The organism is Streptomyces termitum, assembly GCF_014650175.1.
Classification (GTDB): Bacteria; Actinomycetota; Actinomycetes; order Streptomycetales; family Streptomycetaceae; genus Streptomyces; species Streptomyces termitum.
Genome location: NZ_BMUL01000006.1, coordinates 131780 through 152138 on the forward strand (window position 1 = coordinate 131780; position 20359 = coordinate 152138).

The following is a 20359-nucleotide window of genomic DNA, read 5'->3' on the forward strand; positions in this document are numbered from 1 at the left end:
GCGTCCCTCCGGTACGCGGACACTCCCCTCCGGTATGCGGACACCCCCCTCCGGTGGGCGGGCCGTTCCCTCCGGTACGCGGACGGCCCCCGCCCGGGAAGGGGCGGGGGCCGTACGGGAGGCCGTCCGGGGCGCGTCAGCCGACGAGGCTCTCGTCGAGCTCCTCCGTCAGGTTCGACTCGGTGCCCGGGATGCCCAGGTCCTGGGCCCGCTTGTCGGCCATCGCCAGCAGGCGGCGGATGCGGCCCGCGACCGCGTCCTTGGTCAGCGGCGGGTCGGCGAGCGCGCCCAGCTCCTCCAGGGACGCCTGCTTGTGCTCCATGCGCAGCCGGCCGGCCGCCGCGAGGTGCTCGGGCACCTCCTCGGCGAGGATCTCCAGGGCGCGCTGCACCCGGGCCCCGGCGGCGACGGCGGCGCGGGCCGAGCGGCGCAGGTTGGCGTCGTCGAAGTTGGCCAGCCGGTTGGCGGTGGCCCGGACCTCGCGGCGCATCCGCCGCTCCTCCCAGGCCAGCACCGACTCGTGCGCGCCGAGCCGGGTCAGCAGCGCGCCGATGGCGTCGCCGTCGCGGACCACGACCCGGTCCACGCCGCGGACCTCACGGGCCTTGGCGGCGATGGAGAGCCGGCGGGCGGCGCCGACCAGGGCGAGCGCGGCCTCCGGGCCGGGGCAGGTGACCTCCAGGGAGGAGGACCGGCCCGGCTCGGTGAGCGAGCCGTGGGCGAGGAAGGCACCCCGCCAGGCCGCCTCGGCGTCGCAGGTGGCGCCGGAGACCACCTGCGGGGGGAGGCCCCGGATGGGCCGGCCCCGGCCGTCGACCAGTCCCGTCTGCCGGGCCAGCTGGTCGCCGCCCGCCACCACCCGCACCACGAAGCGGGAGCCCCGGCGCAGTCCGCCGGGGGCCATCACGATCAGCTCCGAGCTGTGCCCGAAGATCTCCATGATGTCCCGCTTCAGCCGCCGGGCCGCCATCGCCGTGTCCAGCTCGGCCTCGATCACGATCCGGCCGCTGACCAGGTGCAGACCGCCCGCGAACCGAAGGATCGACGAGACCTCCGCCTTCCTGCAGCAGGTCCGGGTGACGGGGAGCCGGGAGATCTCGTCCTTCACCGCTGCCGTCATCGCCATGGGCCGATCCTTCCATGCATCCGAAAAATACGGTCGTACGCGGCGGCCAGGCGCTCCGGGTCGTGCTTCGGAGAGCCGTCGGCGCGGGCCACCGGTGCCAGTTCCAGGGCGGCGCCGAGCCGCTTGGCGGCGTCGACGAGGGGCTCGCTGGCCGACACGTCGGGCACGGCGGCCTCATCGGCCAGCACCACGTCCAGGGCGAGTTTAGGGGCGTGTCGTCCCAAAACCTCCAAATGACGCTGCGGTGAGAAGCCCTCTGTTTCTCCGGGCTGGGGCGCGAGGTTCAGCGAGAGCACCTTGCGGGCCTTCGTCTCGACCAGCGCGTCGAGCAGTTCGGGCACGAGCAGGTGCGGGATCACCGAGGAGAACCAGGAGCCGGGGCCGAGGACCACCCAGTCCGCGTCGAGGACCGCCTCGACCGCCTCCGGCACGGCCGGCGGGTCGTGCGGGACCAGGTGCACGGACTGCACCTCGCCGGGGGTGAGGGCCACGGTGGCCTGGCCCCGGACGGTGTCCACGTCGTCCGGGCGCTCCGGGTCGTGGCCCCTGACCAGGGCCTGGAGCTCCAGCGGCACGGCCGACATGGGCAGCACCCGGCCCTGGGCGCCGAGCAGCCGGCCGACCAGGTCGAGGGCCTGCACGGGGTCGCCGCCGAGCTGCTCCCAGAGGGCGACGATCAGCAGGTTCCCGACGGCGTGGCCGCCCATCTCGCCCTGGGACCGGAAGCGGTGCTGGATGACCCGGGCCCAGGTCTGGCCCCAGTCGTCGTCGCCGCAGAGCGCGGCGAGCGCCTTGCGCAGGTCGCCCGGGGGCAGCACGCCGAGCTCCTCCCGGAGCCGGCCGCTGGAGCCCCCGTCGTCGGCGACGGTGACGACGGCGGTGAGGTCGCCGGTGATCCGCCGCAGCGCGGCGAGGGAGGCGGACAGGCCCATGCCGCCGCCGAGGGCGACGACCTTCGGCTGGGCGCCGCGCCTGCGGAGCGCCCGCTTCACCGAGAGGGTGGAGGAGGGGCGACGGCGGTACGGCTTCACTCGCGCCCCATGTCGCGGTGGACGACCACGGTCTCCACACCCTCGGCGGCGATGCGGGCGGCGAGCTTCTCGGCGGTGGCGACCGAGCGGTGCTTGCCGCCGGTGCAGCCGACGGCGATGGTCACGTACCGCTTGCCCTCGCGGCGGTAGCCGGCGGCGATCAGCTGGAGCAGCTCGGTGTAGCGGTCCAGGAACTCCTTGGCGCCGGGCTGGTTGTAGACGTAGTTCGCCACCTCCTCGTTGAGGCCGGTGTACGGGCGCAGCTCGGGGACCCAGTGCGGGTTGGGCAGGAAGCGCATGTCGACGACGAGGTCGGCGTCGACCGGCAGGCCGTACTTGAAGCCGAAGGACATGACGGTGGCCCGCAGTTCGGGCTCCTCCTCGCCGGCGAACTGGGCGTCCATCTTGGCGCGCAGTTCGTGCACGTTGAGGCTGGAGGTGTCGATGACCAGGTCGGCGTCGCCGCGCAGTTCGCGCAGCAGGTCGCGCTCGGCGGCGATGCCGTCGACGATCCGGCCGTCGCCCTGGAGCGGGTGGGGGCGGCGGACCGACTCGAAGCGGCGGACCAGGGCCTCGTCGGAGGACTCCAGGAAGACGATCCGGCGGGTGACCTGCTTGGCGTCGAGGTCGGCGAGGGACTCCCGCAGGGCGTCGAAGAACTGCCGGCCGCGGACGTCGACGACGACGGCGATCCGGGCCACGTTGCCCTGGGAGCGGGCGCCGAGCTCCACCATGGTGGGGATCAGCGCGGGCGGCAGGTTGTCCACGACGAACCAGCCGAGGTCCTCCAGGCACTTCGCCGCGGTGGACCGGCCGGCGCCGGACATGCCGGAGATGATCACCAGTTCGGGGATGGCCGCCTCGGCGCCGTTCTCGCCGGCGGTCTCCTTCGTGCCCGTACTCACGTGTGCTGCTCCGTCTTCTCGGTGGTGCGCATCGTGCGTGTGCCCGTCGCGCGGAAGTGCTCGGTCGTGGGGGCCGGTCTCCGGGACCGCCCGGTCACAGGGTGGCACCTTCGTCGTCCTCCAGGATCTCGCCCGTGGCCGTGTTCACGGCGGGGGCGGCGGGGGCCGCCGCGGCGAGGGCCGCGGCGACCGTCTCCGCGGTCTTCCGGCCGATGCCGGGGACCTCGCAGATCTGGTCGATTGTCGCCTGCTTCAGCCGCTTCACCGAGCCGAAGTGCTTGATCAGGGCCTGCTTGCGCGTGTCGCCGAGGCCGGGGACGGCGTCGAGGGGGCTGCTGCGGAGCCGTTTGGTCCGCTTGGACCGCTGGTAGCGGATGGCGAAGTCGTGAGCCGTGTCACGCACCCGCTGGAGGAGGTAGAGGCCCTCGCTGGAGCGGGGCAGCACCACGGGGTCGTCGTCGCCGGGCAGCCACACCTCCTCCAGGCGCTTGGCGAGGCCGCAGACGGCGACGTCGTCGATGCCCAGCTCGTCCAGGGCGCGGCGGGCGGCGGCGACCTGCGGCTGCCCGCCGTCGACCACGACGAGCTGCGGCGGGTAGGCGAAGCGGCGGGAGCGGCCGGTCTCCTCCGGCGCCTCGCCGGGCTCCTCGGCCTCCTCCCACTCCCCCGTGCGCTCCTTCTCGGCGAGGTAGCGCCTGAAGCGGCGGCTGATGACCTCGTGCATGGAGCGGACGTCGTCCTGCCCCTCGAAGCCCTTGATCTGGAAGCGGCGGTACTCGCTCCTGCGGGGCAGCCCGTCCTCGAAGACGACCATGGAGGCGACGACGTCCTCGCCCTGGAGGTGCGAGATGTCGAAGCACTCGATGCGCAGCGGCGCCGCGTCCAGCTCCAGGGCCTCGGCGATCTCCTCCAGGGCCCGGGAGCGGGTGGTGAGGTCGCCGGCACGCTTGGTCTTGTGCAGGACGAGGGCCTGCTGGGCGTTGCGCGCGACGGTCTCCAGGAGGTCCTTCTTGTCGCCGCGCCGCGGGACGCGCAGCGAGACGCCGGAGCCGCGCCGGGCGGTGAGCCAGGCGGTGACGGCCTCCGCGTCGTCCGGCAGCTCCGGGACCAGGACCTCCTTGGGCACGGTGTCGCCGCTCTCCTCCCCGTACAACTGCTGGAGGGCGTGCTCGACGAGTCCGGCGGTGTCGACGGCCTCGACCTTGTCGGTGACCCAGCCGCGCTGGCCCCGGACGCGGCCGCCGCGCACGTGGAAGATCTGGACGGCGGCCTCCAGCTCGTCCTGGGCGAGGGCGATCAGGTCGGCGTCGGTGGCGTCGGCGAGGACGACCGCGCTCTTCTCCATGGCCTTGCGCAGCGCCTCGATGTCGTCGCGCAGCCGGGCGGCCCGCTCGTACTCCATCTCCTCGGCGGCCTCCGTCATCCGCTTCTCCAGGCGGCGGAGGTAGGTGCCGGTGCGGCCGGCCATGAAGTCGCAGAACTCCCCGGCGAGTTCCCGGTGCTCCTCGGGGGTGACCCGGCCCACGCAGGGAGCCGCGCACTTGCCGATGTAGCCGAGGAGGCAGGGGCGGCCGGCCGAGGCGGCGTTGCGGAACACGCCGGCCGAGCAGGTCCGGACGGGAAAGACCCGGAGCATCAGGTCGACGGTCTCGCGGATCGCCCACGCGTGCGCGTACGGCCCGAAGTAGCGCACGCCCTTCTTCTTGTGGCCGCGCATGACCTGGACGCGGGGGAACTCCTCGTTCAGCGTGACGGCGAGGTAGGGGTAGCTCTTGTCGTCCCGGTACTTCACGTTGAACCGGGGGTCGTACTCCTTGATCCAGGAGTACTCCAGCTGGAGCGCCTCGACCTCGGTCGAGACGACCGTCCACTCCACGGAGGCGGCCGTGGTGACCATGGTGGCGGTGCGCGGGTGCAGGTTGACCAGCGGCTGGAAGTAGTTCGCCAGCCGCTGCCGCAGGGACTTCGCCTTCCCGACGTAGATCACCCGGCGGTGCTCGTCCCGGAACTTGTAGACGCCCGGGGAGTCGGGGATCTGCCCCGGCGCGGGGCGGTAGCTGGAGGGGTCGGCCATGGCTCCCACCCTACTGGCGCGGACCGACACGGCGGGGCGGGAAGGGGCCCCGGGGAGGGCGCGCGCCCGGCGGCCCGGACCGCCTCGTGGGCGGCCCGGGCCGGGGGTGCCGGCGGCCTCGTGGGCCGGGCGGCGGGTGGGAGGGGACGGCGGTGGAAGGGGAGGGGCGGGGAGCCGTCGGGAGCAGGGGGAAAGCGGATGCGGGTCGGGGACGGGGGGAGCCGTCAGGGGCGGTCGGAGGGGGGTGTGCGGCGGGCGGCGGCGCGGCGGCGGAGGGTGGCGGCGCCGATCAGGGCCAGGGCGGTCGCGGCGCCGAGGGCGGCCGCCGTGGAGGCCGCGGTGGCCGCCGCCGGCTGGTGGCGGGTGCCCGGCTCCGCCGCGGTGGCGGGGGCGGCCCCGGGGGCCGTGCCGGCCGCTTCGGGGCCGTAGCCGCCCGCCGCGCCCTTCCGGGCGTAGCCGGAGCCGGGGAGCTTGTCGCCGTAGGCGCGGGCGACCCGCTCGCGGTAGGCGGCGAGGGTCGTGCCGCCCGCGCCGACGGCCGCCACCGCGTCCTCGTCCAGCGGGAGCACCCTGCCGCCCTTCTGGACGTACCAGGCGTCGATCTGCGGCTCGCGGAAGACGAGGCCGCCGGGGAGCCTGCGGGCCCCCTCGCCGGTGTAGCGGGTCTCGTCGTCGCCGGTGGCGATGTTCACCACCTGCCAGCCGCCGGCGCGCTTCACCGTCCACAGGGAGGCGGTCCGCCCGTCGGCGGCGACGGCGAGGCTGGCGCGGTACTCCTCGCGGGCCACCGGGGCGCCGGGCCGTCCGGCGACGAAGTCCGGGGAGAGGATGCGGACCGGGACGGACGCGCCGGATATCCGGGGCGCGGCGGCGCGGGCCCCGGCGGCGGCGCGGGCGGGCGCCTCGTCGCGGGCGAAGAAGCGGCCGAGGGTGGCGAGCGTCTCCGGCGCGGCGGCGGCGCGCTCGGCGGTGGGCGCGGCCGGCAGCGGGTCGGGGGCGGCCGTGGCGGGGGCCGCGCCCGCGAGGGCGAGGAGGGCGGCGGCGGTCGCGGTCACGAGGGCCTTGGCGGTCATGGTCACGCCCCGATCCGGTAGAGGGAGTGGGTCCAGGAGAAGGAGGCGTTGTTCACGTACCAGGCGTGGGAGGCCCAGTTGTAGCGGGTGCTGGAGGGCCAGGGGTCGCCCCAGTAGACCCAGCTGTTCGCGTCGTCGTAGCCGTACAGCACGTGCATGTGGCCGCCGCCGGAGGACCACTGGATGCGGGTCTCGACCGGCCGTCCCGCGCTGATCTCGGCCTGCACGGTGGGGTAGCGCAGCCAGCCGTCGACGTACGCGCCGGGGCGGACGCCGGCCCAGCTCAGGCCGGTCTGGACGTGGGCCAGGGTGGCCTGGGAGTTGGGGCACTCGTAGCCCTGTTGGCGCTGGAAGGCGGCGTTGCAGAACTGGTTCTGGGTGTAGCCGCGGCCGAACCAGGTGGCGATGGTGTTCCCGGAGGCCGCCCAGCACCAGTTGCTCTTCTGCTGGGCCTGCATGGTGATGTTCAGGCGCTGGGCGCCGAGGACCGCGACACTCCCGGCGGCCGGGGCGGTGGCGGTCGCGGGGGCGGGGGCCGGCGCGGCGGACGCCGTGGCCGCGCCGGGGACGAGGAGGAGTGCGGCGGCGGCGAGCGCCACCAGGCCCTTCTTCCTGCTCTGGAGTCGTCTGCGCATGGGGTTCCTCCCAGTGCGTGGGGGTGGGGATGGGTGGGGGTGGAGGTGACGTCCGGACGCCGCTTGGAGCATCGATCGTTGTCGGGAGCGGGTCAACACGCTTGAATGCGGGGTGGCATCGGGCTGTGAACGGTGCGGCGCGGGTGTGAACGGGCGTCCGTGTCCCACCTGCCCGCCCGCCGTCCGGGCCGTGGCGGTCCGTACCCCGGGCGTGAACGTTCACCACGCGCGCCCGCGCTCCCACCGCCCCGCACATCCGTACGAGCCGTACGCCTCCGCCGTACGCCGAGCACACCGAGGAGCCCGTGTGAGCCACACCGAGGCCGATCTGGTGCAGTTGCTGCACACCGGTCCCTTCCACCTGGCGCTGCGCACCGCGCTCGCCGTGCGCGGGCTGCCGCTCCAGCGGGTCCAGCACCACCTCGCCCACCGGGGCGTGCGGGTCGGGGTGACCTCGCTGAGCTACTGGCAGCAGGGGGCCCGCCGGCCGCAGCGGCCGGAGTCGCTGAAGGCGGTGCGGGCCCTGGAGGAGGTGCTCCAGCTGCCCGGGAACTCCCTCCTGCGGCTGCTCTCCGAGGACGCGGCGGCCCGGGAGGGCGCGGAACGGCCGGCGGGCCGCTCGTACCGCTCGCTGGTGGAGGCGTCGGGGGTGGTGGAGGAGCTGTTCGCGGAGCTGGAATCGCCCGCGGACGGCGGGCTGCACACGGTGGGCCACCACGAGCGGGTGCGGATCGGGGCGGACCGGGAACTCCTGGGCCGCGAATCTCAGCACGTGGTGCGGGCGCACCGGGACGGCGTGGACCGCTATCTCGCCCTCCACCTCGGCGACCCGGGCTGCGACCCGGCGCGGGTGCGGGTGCGGGCGCTGGAGAACTGCCGCACGGGGCGGGTGCGCTGGCACGCCGGGACCGGGGTGGTGGTCGCGGAGCTCCTCTTCGACGCGCGGCTGCGGGCGGGCGACACCCACCTGTTCTCGTACGGCTTCGACGACGGGACGGCCGGACCAGGCGCGGAGTACCAGCGGGGATTCAGCTTCGCGGGCGGGCAGTACGTGCTCCAGGTCCGCTTCGACGAGGCGGCGCTGCCGGTACGGTGCCGGCGCTTCGCCCAGGCGTCGGCGGGCGCGCCGCGCGGGGGCCGCACGGAGCTGACGCTCAGCGGCCGGCACCGCACGGTGCACCTGGTGGAGCAGGGCGTGCGCCCCGGCATCCTGGGGATCGACTGGGACTGGGCCTGAGCCGGGGGCGTCCGGGGTGTGCGGGGCTGTCGGGTCCCCCGGGGCGTCCGGGACTCCCGGGGGCCTGAGGCCCCGGGGCTCCGGTGGCTCCCGGGACCGCGGGGGCGGGCGTCAGGCGCCGGCGGCGGTCTTGGGACCGGCGACGAGCTGCCCGCCCTCGACGCGGATCTCGACCGCGGGGAGCGGCACGGTGGCGGGGCCCTGGAGGGCCTTGCCGGTGGTGACGTCGAAGCGGCTGCCGTGGCAGGGGCAGTTGCCCGCGTTGTCCTCGATCTTGTCGAGGACGCAGCCGGCGTGGGTGCACTGGGCGCTGAACGCCTTGTACTCGCCCTTGGCCGGACAGCTCACCAGGACCCGCTGCTCGCGGTAGAGCTTGGCGCCGCCGACCGGTACCTCGTCCGGCGAGCCGAGCGCGACCGGGGCGGTCGGGGTCGGCGTCTGGGCGTGGCCCAGCTTGGAGTCGGTGGAGCAGGCGGCGACACCCAGCCCGGCGGCACCGGCGAGCGCGGCACCCTTCAGGACGGTGCGGCGGGTGGACTGGCCGGACATGATCGCTCTCCACGGGGCGGGGGACGGGTGGTCTGCCCCGACGATACCCGCGCCGTTTGGGCCGGTTTCGTGCGGGACCCGTCGCGCGGGGACGGCCGGTGCGGACGCCGTACGGGGCCCCTTCGACGGCCGGTGCGGACGCCGTACGGGGCCCCTTCACCGGCCGGTGCGGACGCCGTACGGGGTCCTTCAGGCGGGCGCGGTCGCCGCGTGGGCCTCGGCGACGGCCTCCTCCCACCACCCGGCGAGCCGGTGGAGTCCGGGGAGGGCGGCGTCGGTGAGGAAGTACACGCCGGTGGTGCCGTTGTAGCTGCACGCGACGATCGAGGCGGGGTGGTGGCGGGGCAGCCAGGTGGCGATCCGGACCCCGGTGACCGGGTCGCCCCGGTAGCTCAGCGGGTGGGGGAAGACGACGTGGGAGGTGTCGACGACGGCGCGCGGCGGGGTGGTGACCCGGTCCGCGACGGCCCGGCCGACACACGCGGGCGTCCGGTCGAGGAGGGTGCGGGTGGCCGCGCGGACCAGGGGGTCCTTCGGTCGCCGGGTGGCCGCGACGATCGCGTCGAGCCGCTCCTCGTGGGTGGGCCGGTGGCTGGGCAGCGGGAGCGTGGCGTGGGCGAACAGGTTTCCGGGGCGGTCCGCCTCGTGGGGGCGGCGCACGTCGACCATCATGGCCGCGGGGACCGCCCGGCCGGCCCCGCGCGGCCAGTACGCGCGCGTCCAGGTCCGCAGGGCGGAGGCCAGCGCGGCCAGGAGGGCGTCGTTGCCGCTGCCGCCGCGGGCCGCCCCGACGGCGCGCAGCACCTGGGTCGGGGCACTGGCCCAGGTGCCGGTGCGGGCGTTGCGCAGGGGGTGGGCGGGGTCGTTCCAGAGGTCGTTGCGGGCGAGGGCGCCGAGCATGCCGCCGAGCGTCCGGGCGTGGACGCGGACTCCGGCCCGGGGCTCCGGCCGCGCGGGCGCGGCGGTTGCGGGGACGGCGGTTGCGGGCGCGGCGGTTGCGGGGGCGGCGCCGAACAGCGTGCACAGGACGTGGCGCAGGGCCCCGCCGTTCTGGCAGGAGTGGTGGAGGCGGTAGCAGAGCGCGTACCGGCCGGGGGCGTGGCCGTGCAGCAGCCACAGGTCCCATGGCAGCGGGTGGGCGAGCAGGTCCTCCAGGGCGGCGTCGAGGCGGTCCGGGCCGGCGGCGACCGCCCGCTCCCCCACGCGCCGCTCCAGGTCGGGCCGGGGGTCGTGGGCCCAGCGGGCGCGCAGTCCGGGGCCGTGGAGGTAGTGGGTCAGGGCGGGCAGCCGGTCCAGCCGGCCGGCCACGTGCGCGCGGAGCTCCGCGAGCGCGGGCGGGCGGCCGTCGAGCTGGAGGACGACGCCGAGCGTCTGGTCCAGCCGGGGCTGCTTCTGGGCCATGTCGTGCAGGGTCAGGTCCATGAGACCGGGCCGGGTGGCGGTGAACACGGGGCGCCTTGTCGGGAAGGGGGCGGGGGCGGGCGGTCAGCGCAGGAGGGCGAAGACCGGGCCGCCGACGAGGGTGCCCAGGACGGCTCCGACGACGGTCTGCGCGGGGGTGTGGGCGCCCAGCCGGACCCGGGACCAGCCGAGCAGGACGATCAGCGGGGCCAGGACCAGGGTGGGGGACCCGTACACCAGGGTGAGGACGGTGAGCGTGCCCGAGGCCACCGAGGTGTGCAGGGACACCTTCCACACCGTGGTGATGCCCAGCACCACGGCCGCGGAGCAGACCATCGCGACCAGCAGGGCGGTGATCTCGGCGGGGGCGTCGAGGGCGGCCGTCGCGGCGAGGCCGACGGCGACGGACGCCATGCAGGCGGGCAGCAGGAGCAGACGGTCCTTGAGGCGGGGCAGGTGGCGGCTGTCCCAGTAGCCGAGGCGCCGGCCGGCCGTGATCAGGGCGAGGGGCACGGCGGCGGAGAAGAACGCGGCGAACAGGCCCCACGCGACGCCCTGGAGGCGGCCGGCGTGCCAGCCGGTCAGGACGGTGACGAGGACCAGGCAGGGCACCGGGTCGAGCAGTTCGCTGACGAGGCGGGCGGCGCGCGAGGACGCCGCCCGGGACGGGGCGGGAACGGTGGCGGTCATGAATGCTCCGGGGCGGATGCCGTGGACCGGCGGGCGGCGTCGGCCGCCGCCGTCGGCGGTGTCGGGGGACGGGCGGGTACGGGGACGACCGGGGGCGGCGGGGCGGGCGGGGGCGGTGCCCCGGGCGCGTGCGGTGATGTGACCGGGCTCGATGGGGCGGGCGGGTACGGCAGGTGCGGTGGGTGCGGCAGGTGCGGTGAGGTGGCCCGGGCCGGTGGCGCGGTCCGGGCGGGTGGCGCGGGCGGGTGTTCGTGCGGGCCGACGCGGGCGTGGAGGCGGCGCAGCCACGGCGGGGCCCACCAGTTGGCGGGGCCGAAGAAGGCCAGCGCGGCGGGCACGAGGACCGGCCGGATGACGAAGGCGTCGACCAGGACGCTCAGCGCGCTCCCGATCCCTGCCATCTTCAGCATGGTGAGCGGCGAGGCGGCCAGCGTCAGCAGCACGGTGATCAGGATGACGGCGGACCAGGAGATCGTGGCGGAGGTCCGCCGCGCGGCCTCGACGGCGGCGGCGCGCGTGTCGCCGGTGAGGAGGTGGTGCTCGCGCAGCCGGGAGAGGAGGAACATCTCGTAGTCGGTGGCGAGCCCGAAGCACACGCAGACGACGAGGATGACGACCGAGGGGTCGAGGTATCCGGGGGCGCTGACGTCGCCGAGCAGGAACGCCGCGTACCCGTCCTGGAAGACCGCCACCAGCACGCCCATGCCGACGGTCAGCCCGAGGGCCGCCAGGACCAGGGCCTTCACCGGCATCAGCACGCTGCCGGTGAAGAGGAACAGCAGGACGAAGGTGCCGGCGGCCAGGAAGCCCAGCGCCCAGGGCAGCCGCCCGGCCAGGGCGGCGAGGGTGTCGGCCCGGTCCACCGTGCCGCCCACGGCGGTGACCGGCCCCGGCGCGGGGAGCGCCCGGAGGCGGGCCAGCGTCGCCGCCGCCCCGTCGCCGCTCGGCGCGCCGGCGGTCACCACCCGGACCACGGCGCGGCCCGCCGGACCGGGTGAGGTCAGGACCGCGGCCCGCGCCACGCCCGGGGTGCGGGCCACGGCCCGGAGGTACGCGGCGGTCCCGGCGTCGCGGGCCGAGCCCGGGGGCAGCAGGAGCCACACGGGGTCGAGGTCGCGCGGATCGAACCGTGTACGGATCCGCTCCGTCGCCTCCGCCACGGCCGAGGTGTCGCGCAGCATCCGCTCGTCGGAGGGGGTGAACGTGGCGTGGGCGAAGGGCGCGGCGAGCGCGCACAGCAGCAGCACCGACGGGACGGCCCACCGCCAGGGGCGCGCGCTCGCCAGGGCGGCGAGCCGGGCCCAGCGCTCCCCCTGGGCGCGGGCCGGGGGCGCGGCCGGCAGGAGGAGCCGGTCGCCCCGGTCCCCCAGCAGGGCGACCGCGCACACCACCACGGTCACGGCGCTCACTGCGGCGACGGCGATCACGCTCAGCCCCGCGTAGGCCAGCGACGACAGCGCGTAGACCGGGAAGAACAGCAGGGCCAGCAGGGCGGCGCAGACGGCGAGCGCGGAGTAGGCGACCGTGCGGCCGGCGGTGCGGGCGGTGATGTCCAGGGCCCGGTCGCGGTCGTGTCCCGCGGCGCGTTCGCTCCGGTAGCGGGAGAGGAGGAAGAGGCTGTAGTCCACGGCGAGGCCGAAGCCGAGCGCGGTGGTGAGGTTGAGGGCGAAGACGCCGACCGGGACGACCGCCGTGAGCAGCCGCAGCAGGGCCAGGGTCGTGGTGACGGCCACCACGCCGACGGCGAGGGGCAGCAGCGCCGCGGTCGGGGACCGGAAGGCCAGCAGCAGGGCGAGGAAGGTCAGGGGGACGGCGAGGAGTTCCGCGCGCAGCAGCGCGTCCTGAGCGTCGCGGGTCAGCTCGCCCTGGACCAGGGCCCGGCCGGCCGCCCCCACCTCCACTCCCCCGGTGCGCGCCGCCCGGTCGGCCAGCTTCCGGGCGGTCGCGGCGGCGGCGCGCTCCGGCCCGGCGACGTGCACGAGGACCAGGGCGGTGCGGCCGTCCGCGCTGAAGAGGGGGGAGCCGGGAGGAGCCGTCCACGGGTCGGCCGCGACCGTCACGTCGGGGTGGGCGCGGATCCGGTCCGCCAGGGCCCGGCCCGCGGCGGCCGCCGCTCCCGACCGCACGCCGTCGCGCCCGTGCACGGTGACGACGAGGTTCGCGTCGGCGGGGAGGCGGAAGTCGGAGGCGAGGACGTCGACCGCCCGCCGGGTCGCCGCGTCCCGGTACTGGTATCCGCCCGCCGACAGGCGGTGGGCGGTGTCCGCGCCGAGCACCGCCGACACCGCCAGCAGGACGCCGAGTCCGGCCAGGATCCGGCCGGCGTGGCGCCGCAGCGCGCGCGGCCATCCGGAGGGGCGGCGCCGGGCCGGGTCGTGCTGTCCGTCGGGCCCCGCGCTCACGCGCCCGCGCTGACGGCGGCGGCCGGCTCCGCGGGCCGGGGCACGTCGCCGAAGCGGCGCCGGCGCCGGTGGTAGAGCTCCACCGCCTGGCTGAAGTGCTCGGCGCGGAAGTCGGGCCACAGCACGTCGAGGAAGACCAGTTCGGCGTAGGCGGCCTGCCACAGCATGAAGTTGGACAGCCGGTGCTCGGCGGAGGTGCGCACCAGCAGGTCGATGTCGGGCATGTCGGGGAACTGCATGTGCCCGGCGAGGGTCTCCTCGGTGACCTGGTCGGCCGGTACGCCGTGCGCGACGATCGAGCGCGCCGCGCGCGCCAGGTCGCGGCGGCCGCCGTGGTCGAGGGCCACGGTCAGGGTGAGGGTGCCGTTGTCGCGGGTCAGCTCCTCGGCGGCGGCGATCTCCTCGCGTACGTCCTCCGGGATGCGGGCGTCGGCCACCCCGAGGTAGCGGACGCGGACGCCCATCTCGTTCCAGTCGTGGACGTTGTCGCGGAGCACCCGCCGGTTGAGCCGCATGAGGAAGTCGACCTCGGAGCGCGGACGGCGCCAGTTCTCGGTGGAGAACGCGAAGGAGGTCAGCCAGGTGACCCCGCCGTCCACGGCGGCCCGCACGCTCTCCACGAAGGCGTCCTCGCCGGCCGCGTGGCCGTCGACGCGCTCGCATCCCCGCTGCTCGGCCCAGCGGCCGTTGCCGTCCATGATCAAGGCGACATGACGCGGAGGTGTGTGCACGACCTGCTCCTCACATGCGGTAGCTGGTCTGTAGTGTGCTGCCACCCCGGGGGGCCGGAGGCGCGGGATCACCCTCCGCGCTGCAATCCTCAGCCCTTCGTGTCACCCCGGGTCCGGCGGTTGACGCCGCTCCGGGTCCGGCTCGAACACACCTGGGCGCACCGTCCGGTTCTTCCTGCGAACGACCGACCGGCCCGCGCCGGAGTGCCCGGCGACCGGACCACCGGGGCGGTGGACCGCCGGACGGTCGGAGGCCGGGGCCGGGCGTCCCGCGCACGGGGGGCGGGAGCGCCGCCACCGCGGTGGTCGCACGCGGGCGCACGCGTACGGGAGCCGTACGCGTGCGCCGTCCTTCCCGGGCGGCGGGATCGCGGGGCCTCGGGAGGGCCCCCGCGGTCACGCCTTGCGGGTGCGGGCCGCCGTCTTCTTGGCCGGGGCCTTCTTCGCCGCCGCGGCCGTCGTCCTCGCGGCCGTCTTCCCGGTCGCCGCCTTCTTGGCGGCGGGCTTCTTCGCGGCGGTCTTCCGCGTCCGGGCCGCCGGGGCGGTCGCGGCCGCGTCGCTGACGCGGTCCGCGCCGAGGACCTCGCGGAGGAACTTTCCGGTGTGGCTGGACGGCACCGAGGCGACCTGCTCCGGGGTGCCCTCGGCGACGACGACGCCACCGCCGCTGCCGCCCTCGGGACCCATGTCGATGATCCAGTCCGCGGTCTTGATCACGTCGAGGTTGTGCTCGATGACGATGACCGAGTTGCCCTTGTCGACGAGACCGGACAGCACCTTGATCAGCTTGGAGATGTCCTCGAAGTGGAGGCCGGTGGTCGGCTCGTCGAGCACGTAGACCGTGCGGCCCGTGGAGCGCTTCTGGAGCTCGGAGGCGAGCTTGACGCGCTGGGCCTCGCCGCCGGACAGGGTCGGCGCGGACTGGCCGAGCCGGACGTAGCCGAGTCCGACCTCGTGGAGCGTCCGCAGGTGGCGGGCGATCGTCGGGACGGCCTCGAAGAAGTCCAGGGCCTCCTCGATGGGCATGTCGAGGACCTCGGCGATGGACTTGCCCTTGTAGTGGACCTCCAGGGTCTCCCGGTTGTAGCGGGCGCCGTGGCAGACCTCGCACGGCACGTACACGTCCGGGAGGAAGTTCATCTCGATCTTGATGGTGCCGTCGCCGGAGCAGTTCTCGCAGCGGCCGCCCTTGACGTTGAAGGAGAAGCGGCCGGGCAGGTAGCCGCGGACCTTGGCCTCCATCGTCTCGGCGAACAGCCTGCGGACGTGGTCGAAGACGCCGGTGTACGTCGCCGGGTTCGAGCGCGGGGTGCGGCCGATGGGCGACTGGTCGACGTGCACGACCTTGTCGACGAGGTCGTCGCCCTCCACCCGCGTGTGCCGGCCGGGCACCGCCTTGGCGCCGTTCAGCTCGCGCGCGAGGTGGGTGTAGAGGATGTCGTTGACCAGGGTCGACTTGCCGGAGCCGGAGACTCCGGTGACGGCGGTGAGGACGCCCAGCGGGAAGGAGACGTCGATGTCCCGCAGGTTGTTCTCCTTGGCCCCGTGCACGGTGAGGGCGCGCGCGGGGTCGACCGGGCGGCGGGTGTCCGGGGTGGTGATCGCCCGGCGACCGGAGAGGTACTGCCCGGTCATCGACTCCTCGTTGGCGAGGAGTTCCTCCAGGGAGCCGGAGTGGACGACCTTGCCGCCGTGCTCGCCGGCGCCGGGGCCGATGTCGACGACCCAGTCGGCGACCTTGATGGTGTCCTCGTCGTGCTCGACGACGATGAGCGTGTTGCCCATGTCGCGGAGGCGGACCAGGGTCTCGATCAGCCGGTGGTTGTCGCGCTGGTGCAGGCCGATGGACGGCTCGTCGAGGACGTACAGGACGCCGACGAGGCCGGAGCCGATCTGGGTGGCGAGCCGGATGCGCTGGGCCTCGCCGCCGGAGAGGGTGCCGGCGGCGCGGTTGAGCGAGAGGTAGTCGAGGCCGACGTCGACGAGGAAGCGCAGCCGCTCGTTGACCTCCTTGAGGACCCGCTCGGCGATCTTCTTGTCGCGGGCGTCGAGGGTGAGGCGGGAGAGGAAGTCGGCGCAGTCGCTGATGGACATGGCGGAGACCTCGGCGATGGACCGGTCCATCACCGTGACCGCGAGGACGATCGGCTTGAGCCGGGTGCCGCGGCAGGTGGGGCAGGGCACCTCCCGCATGTAGCCCTCGAAGCGCTCGCGGCTGGAGTCGCTCTCGGCCTCGCCGTGCCGCCGCTTCACGAAGGAGACGGCGCCCTCGAAGGCGGGGCTGGTCCAGGCGCGCTCGCGCCCGTACCGGTTGCGGTAGCGGACCTCGATCTGGGTCTTGTGGCCGTGCATGAGGGCCTTCTTGGCCCGCTGCGGGAGGCCCGCGTAGGGGATGTCGGTGCGGAAGCCGAGGGCCTGGGAGAGGCCGTCGATCATCCGGCCGAAGTACTCCTTGGTGTGGCCGTGGGACCAGGGGTGGATGGCGCCCTCGTCGAGGGACTTCTCCTCGTCGGGGACGACCAGCTCGGGGTCGACCTCCATGCGGGTGCCGATGCCGGTGCAGTCGGGGCAGGCGCCGAAGGGCGAGTTGAAGGAGAAGGAGCGGGGCTCCAGCTCTTCGAAGGAGAGGTCGTCGTACGGGCAGTAGAGGTGCTCCGAGTACATCCGCTCGCGCTCGGGGTCGTCCTCGGCGAGGTCGACGAAGTCGAGGACGACCATGCCGCCGGAGAGGCCGAGGGCGGTCTCGACGGAGTCGGTGAGGCGGCGCTTGGCGCCGTCCTTGACGGTGAGGCGGTCGACGACCACCTCGATGGTGTGCTTCTCCTGCTTCTTCAGCGCGGGCGGCTCGCTGAGCTGGATCGTCTCCCCGTCGACCCGGGCGCGGCTGTAGCCCTTGGTCTGGAGGTCGGCGAAGAGGTCGACGAACTCGCCCTTGCGCTCGCGCACCAGCGGGGAGAGGACCTGGAAGCGGCTGCCCTCGGGGAGCTCCAGGACCTTGTCGACGATGGCCTGGGGCGACTGGCGGGAGATCGGCCGGCGGCACTCGGGGCAGTGCGGCTTGCCGATGCGGGCGAAGAGCAGGCGGAGGTAGTCGTAGACCTCCGTGATGGTGCCGACCGTGGAGCGCGGGTTGCGCGAGGTCGACTTCTGGTCGATGGAGACGGCGGGCGAGAGGCCCTCGATGAAGTCCACGTCCGGCTTGTCCATCTGGCCGAGGAACTGCCGGGCGTACGAGGAGAGCGACTCGACGTACCGGCGCTGCCCCTCGGCGAAGATCGTGTCGAACGCGAGGGAGGACTTGCCCGATCCCGAGAGTCCGGTGAAGACGATGAGGGAGTCGCGGGGGAGGTCGAGCGAGACGTTCTTGAGGTTGTGCTCGCGCGCGCCACGGACGATGAGACGGTCGGCCACGCCGGTCCGCACCTTTCTTCAGAGAGCGGATGTGTCTGTCGTGAGGGGGCGGATGCGCCTGGAGACCCGCAGGCGTCCGGGCACCCGACAAGCGTTCAACGCCCAAGGATGCCGGAAGCTTCCTCGGCGTCGGTCACCTCTCCCGAGCTTATAGCACGTACATTCGATTTCCGGCGGTTGCTCGTCTGCTTCACCCGAACGAGTGGCCGACGCTAGGGTCGGCGTCATGATCGATCACGAGCACGACCTCGCATCCGTCCGCGACGCCACCGAGCGGCTGCTCGCCGACGCCGCCTCCTGGGACAACGCCTCCGCCGCCGAGCCGTCACGGCTTCCCGGCTGGACGCGCGGCCACGTCCTCGCCCACCTGGCCCGGAACGCCGAGGCCCTGGTGAACGTCTTCGAGGGCCGCCCCATGTACCCGAGCGCCGAGGCGCGCGACGCCGACATCGAGCGCGACGCCCCCCGCCCGCTCGACGTCCAGCTCGCCGACGTGCGCGCGACCGCCGGCCTCTTCCAGGAGTCGGCCGCCGCGCCGGCCGACTGGGACCGCGTCGTCGAGCTGCGCAACGGCGTCACCGACAGCGCCTCCCGGGTCCCCTTCCGCCGCTGGGTCGAGGTGGCCCTGCACCACGTGGACCTCGGCTGCGGCTACGAGCTGGAGGACCTCCCGGAGGAGTTCGTCCGACGGGAGATCGACTTCCTCGCCGAGCGCTTCGCCGGCCACCCGCAGGTCCCCTCCACCGGGCTCCGCGCCGACGACGGCCGGACGTGGACGACCGGCGGCGGCGCCGAGGGCGGCCCGGTGGCCGTCTCCGGCCCCGCTCCCGAGCTCCTCGGCTGGCTCGCCGGACGCCGCGACGGCTCCGCCCTGAAGACCGAGGGCGGCCCCCTCCCCCAGCTCCCGCCCCTCTGACCCGAGGAGCCCCGGCGGAGCTAGTCTGAGCCCATGACGTACAGCGGAGCGGTGAGGGTGGGCGGTCCGGCCGACGTCCACGAGCTGAAGGACCTGATGATCTCCAAGGTCGCGGTCGGCCCGATGGACAACAACGCGTACCTGCTGCGCTGCCGGGCCACCGGCGCACAGCTGCTGATCGACGCGGCCAACGACGCGGAGACCCTGCTCACGCTGATCGGTGACGACGGCATCGCCGCCGTCGTCACCACCCACCGGCACGGCGACCACTGGCAGGCCCTGGCCGAGGTGGTCGCCGCGACCGGCGCCGCCACGTACGCGGGCGCGTACGACGCGGAGGGCATCCCGGTCGCCACCGACGTCCCCGTCGAGGACGGCGACGTGGTCCGGGTCGGCGAGGTCGAGCTGACCGCCCGCCGGCTCGTCGGCCACACCCCGGGCTCGATCGCGCTGGTCTACGACGACCCGCACGGCCACCCGCACGTCTTCACCGGCGACTGCCTCTTCCCCGGCGGCGTCGGCAACACCTGGAAGGACCCGGCGGCCTTCGCCAGTCTCCTGCGGGACGTGGAGACCAAGCTGTTCGACGCCCTGCCGGACGAGACCTGGGTCTACCCCGGCCACGGCAAGGACACCACGCTCGGTGACGAGCGCCCGCACCTCGCGGAGTGGCGCGAGCGCGGCTGGTGACCCGCCCGGCACCCGAGCGCCCCCGGTGCCACCGGGGGCGCCTCCGCACGCCCCCGTAACCCGGACGGCGGCCGGGCAGTTGGCGGCACATGCACCCCCGTCACACTCCGTCGCCGCCGGTCTCCCGCCCGGCGCCCCCGATGGCCCGGCTCGCCGCCGCCTCGCTGGTCGGCACCGCCATCGAGTTCTTCGACTTCTTCGTCTACGGGACGGCCGCCGCCCTCGTCCTCGGGCCCCTCTTCTTCCCCACCTTCTCGCCGCTCGCCGGGACCCTCGCCGCCTTCGGCACCTTCGCCGTCGGCTTCCTCTCCCGCCCGCTGGGCTCGGTCCTCTTCGGGCACGTCGGCGACCGGCACGGCCGCCGCCCGGTGCTCCTCGCCTCGCTGCTGCTCACCGGCTGCGCCACCGTCGCCGTCGGTTGCGTCCCCACGTACGAGTCGATCGGCGTCGCCGCGCCGCTGCTCCTGCTCGTGCTGCGCTTCCTCCAGGGGCTCGGTCTGGGCGGCGAGTGGGGCGGCGCCGTCCTGCTGACCGCCGAGCACGCCCCGCCGCACCGCCGGGCGCTGTGGTCGAGCTTCCCGCAGATCGGCCCGGCCGTCGGCTTCCTCCTCGCGAACGGGGTGATGCTGGCGCTCACCGCCGGCCTGAGCGACGCCGACTTCCGCACCTGGGGCTGGCGGGTGCCGTTCTGGGCGGCGGGCCTGCTCGCCGCCGGCGGGCTGCTGCTGCGCTCCTCGCTCGCCGAGACCCCACAGTTCGAGGAGCTGGCCGCGGCCGGACGGCGGGCGGGCGCGCCGCTCGCCGAGGTGGTGCGCGGGCACTGGCGGCTGGTGCTGCTGACCGCCGGGGCGCTGGCCGTGGGGTACGCGATCTTCTACACGGTCTCCACCTGGGCGCTGGCCTACGGCACCGAGCGGCTCGGCGTGAGCAGCACGGTGATGCTGGTCTGCGTGATGGCCGCGGTGGCGGTGAAGGGCGCCGTGACGCCCTTCGTGGCCCTGCTGGCCGACCGCTGGGGGCGGCGGCCGCTCTGCCTGGCGGGGTGCGCGGCGGCGGCCCTGTGGATGTTCCCGATGGTGGCGCTGCTGCACACCCGGCAGCCGGTGCTGATGTTCCTGGGCTTCCTGGGGGCGCTGCTCGCCTTCATCACCATGTTCGCGGTGGTGGCCGCGTACCTGCCGGAGCTGTACGAGCCCCGGGTGCGGTGCACGGGCGCGGCGGTGGGCTACAACCTGGCGGGGGTGCTGGGCGGGGCGCTGACGCCGATCGTGGCGACCGCCCTGTCGGACGGCGGCTCGGGCCCGCCGTGGGGCGTGGCGGCCTATCTGACGGTGGTGGCGCTGGTGAGCCTGGGCTGCTTCGCCCTCCTGCCCGAGACGCTGCCGGAGCGGCTCCCGGAGCGGGAGGAGGCCGTCGGGGGCGCGCCCGCCTGACGGGCGGCGGTACGGGAACGGCGGCGGCCGGTCCGGGGAGTGCCCGGACCGGCCG

At 74.9% G+C, this 20359-nt stretch carries 16 protein-coding genes; 4 read left to right on the forward strand and 12 right to left on the reverse strand.

The window, feature by feature from the left end; genetic code table 11:
* Positions 1 to 136 precede the first annotated feature (136 nt).
* From whiA to IE219_RS13575, 6 genes are all read right to left on the reverse strand, one after another.
* The gene (gene whiA / locus IE219_RS13550; protein ID WP_189976933.1) at positions 137 to 1126 is read right to left on the reverse strand and encodes a DNA-binding protein WhiA; all 990 of its coding nucleotides are present in this window, start codon (positions 1124 to 1126) and stop codon (positions 137 to 139) included.
* A complete protein-coding gene (locus IE219_RS13555; protein WP_189976934.1) occupies positions 1117 to 2157 on the reverse strand; it encodes a gluconeogenesis factor YvcK family protein in 1041 nt (346 codons plus the stop codon). Before IE219_RS13555 ends, whiA begins: the two co-directional genes overlap by 10 nt.
* The gene (rapZ, locus tag IE219_RS13560) at positions 2154 to 3170 is read right to left on the reverse strand and encodes an RNase adapter RapZ (RefSeq protein WP_373298825.1); all 1017 of its coding nucleotides are present in this window, start codon (positions 3168 to 3170) and stop codon (positions 2154 to 2156) included. Before rapZ ends, IE219_RS13555 begins: the two co-directional genes overlap by 4 nt.
* Positions 3157 to 5136 carry an excinuclease ABC subunit UvrC gene (gene uvrC, locus IE219_RS13565; protein WP_189976936.1) on the reverse strand — a complete coding sequence of 660 codons (1980 nt, stop codon included), beginning with the start codon at positions 5134 to 5136 and terminating at the stop codon, positions 3157 to 3159. The genes rapZ and uvrC overlap by 14 nt, the downstream gene beginning before the upstream one ends.
* Before the next feature lie 224 nt (positions 5137 to 5360).
* On the reverse strand, positions 5361 to 6209 hold the full coding sequence (locus tag IE219_RS13570; protein ID WP_189977301.1) for a hypothetical protein: 849 nt from the start codon (positions 6207 to 6209) through the stop codon (positions 5361 to 5363).
* 2 nt (positions 6210 to 6211) lie between these two features.
* The gene (locus IE219_RS13575) at positions 6212 to 6844 is read right to left on the reverse strand and encodes a papain-like cysteine protease family protein (protein WP_189976937.1); all 633 of its coding nucleotides are present in this window, start codon (positions 6842 to 6844) and stop codon (positions 6212 to 6214) included.
* Positions 6845 to 7151: 307 nt separating this feature from the next.
* Here IE219_RS13575 and IE219_RS13580 point away from each other — a divergent pair, with 307 nt between their 5' ends.
* Positions 7152 to 8081, forward strand: coding sequence for a hypothetical protein (locus IE219_RS13580; RefSeq protein WP_189976938.1), 930 nt, complete (start codon positions 7152 to 7154; stop codon positions 8079 to 8081).
* Positions 8082 to 8192: 111 nt separating this feature from the next.
* Here IE219_RS13580 and IE219_RS13585 read toward each other — a convergent pair whose 3' ends face one another.
* The 6 genes from IE219_RS13585 to uvrA form a co-directional block, all read right to left on the reverse strand.
* The gene (locus IE219_RS13585) at positions 8193 to 8630 is read right to left on the reverse strand and encodes a Rieske (2Fe-2S) protein (RefSeq protein WP_189976939.1); all 438 of its coding nucleotides are present in this window, start codon (positions 8628 to 8630) and stop codon (positions 8193 to 8195) included.
* 189 nt (positions 8631 to 8819) lie between these two features.
* Positions 8820 to 10079, reverse strand: a complete 1260-nt coding sequence (locus tag IE219_RS13590; RefSeq protein WP_189976940.1) for a wax ester/triacylglycerol synthase domain-containing protein — start codon at positions 10077 to 10079, stop codon at positions 8820 to 8822.
* 36 nt (positions 10080 to 10115) lie between these two features.
* A complete protein-coding gene (locus tag IE219_RS13595) occupies positions 10116 to 10721 on the reverse strand; it encodes a phosphatase PAP2 family protein (protein WP_189976941.1) in 606 nt (201 codons plus the stop codon).
* Complete coding sequence (locus tag IE219_RS13600) at positions 10718 to 13123, reverse strand: MMPL family transporter (RefSeq protein WP_189976942.1); 2406 nt, start codon at positions 13121 to 13123, stop codon at positions 10718 to 10720. Before IE219_RS13600 ends, IE219_RS13595 begins: the two co-directional genes overlap by 4 nt.
* Positions 13120 to 13854: a polyprenyl diphosphate synthase gene (gene uppS, locus IE219_RS13605; protein WP_189976943.1), complete on the reverse strand. Its 735-nt coding sequence runs from the start codon at positions 13852 to 13854 to the stop codon at positions 13120 to 13122. Before uppS ends, IE219_RS13600 begins: the two co-directional genes overlap by 4 nt.
* A gap of 396 nt (positions 13855 to 14250) precedes the next feature.
* The gene (uvrA, locus tag IE219_RS13610; protein WP_189976944.1) at positions 14251 to 17265 is read right to left on the reverse strand and encodes an excinuclease ABC subunit UvrA; all 3015 of its coding nucleotides are present in this window, start codon (positions 17263 to 17265) and stop codon (positions 14251 to 14253) included.
* 226 nt (positions 17266 to 17491) lie between these two features.
* Between uvrA and IE219_RS13615 the strand changes: the two genes are divergently transcribed.
* The 3 genes from IE219_RS13615 (at position 17492) to IE219_RS13625 (ending at position 20304) form a co-directional block, all read left to right on the forward strand.
* A complete protein-coding gene (locus IE219_RS13615; RefSeq protein WP_189976945.1) occupies positions 17492 to 18181 on the forward strand; it encodes a maleylpyruvate isomerase family mycothiol-dependent enzyme in 690 nt (229 codons plus the stop codon).
* A 33-nt stretch (positions 18182 to 18214) separates the two neighbouring features.
* Positions 18215 to 18871: an MBL fold metallo-hydrolase gene (locus tag IE219_RS13620; protein ID WP_189976946.1), complete on the forward strand. Its 657-nt coding sequence runs from the start codon at positions 18215 to 18217 to the stop codon at positions 18869 to 18871.
* A 140-nt stretch (positions 18872 to 19011) separates the two neighbouring features.
* On the forward strand, positions 19012 to 20304 hold the full coding sequence (locus IE219_RS13625; RefSeq protein ID WP_189977303.1) for an MFS transporter: 1293 nt from the start codon (positions 19012 to 19014) through the stop codon (positions 20302 to 20304).
* Positions 20305 to 20359: the final 55 nt, after the last annotated feature.